This window comes from Corallococcus praedator (assembly GCF_003612125.1).
Lineage (GTDB): Bacteria > Myxococcota > Myxococcia > Myxococcales > Myxococcaceae > Corallococcus > Corallococcus praedator.
In genome coordinates, this window is record NZ_RAWI01001334.1 from 1 (window position 1) to 400 (window position 400).

At 62.5% G+C, this 400-nt stretch carries 1 protein-coding gene; it reads right to left on the reverse strand.

Translation table 11 applies throughout. From position 1 onward, the window contains the following. Positions 1 to 186, reverse strand: a 186-nt coding sequence (locus D7Y13_RS47560; RefSeq protein WP_208734741.1) for a hypothetical protein, incomplete at its 3' end; no start/stop codon positions are given. Positions 187 to 400: the final 214 nt, after the last annotated feature.

Genomic DNA, 400 nt, shown 5'->3' on the forward strand with positions numbered 1-400 from the left:
CTCAATGACTTCATCGGCCGGCTCGCCGGAAGCATTCAGCGACAGGAGGCGGAAGCTTAAATCTCCAACTGCCTCAGGCGGGCGGATACGGTTGAGCGCTGCCAAGATCATGCTTTTGAAAGCGAGAATGTCCTCGTGACACTCGCGGGAAAAGCTACTCGGCAAGGCGCCCCCCGCCACGCGCATCAGGAACTCGTAGCGTACTAGGTTGAGGGGGAGGGGACACCTAGTATGCGCGTCTAGCTGGACTACGAGCGTCGGCAGCAAGTCGCCAGGAACGACCTCGACTCGCTCGTCTCGCCGTGGCGCCACAGAAAGGCGGTCCTCGAGCAACTGGCTCGTACCAGCGCCGGAGTTGGCAAGGCTGGTCGCCAGTAGCAGCTCGCGGTCGGTGGCCACG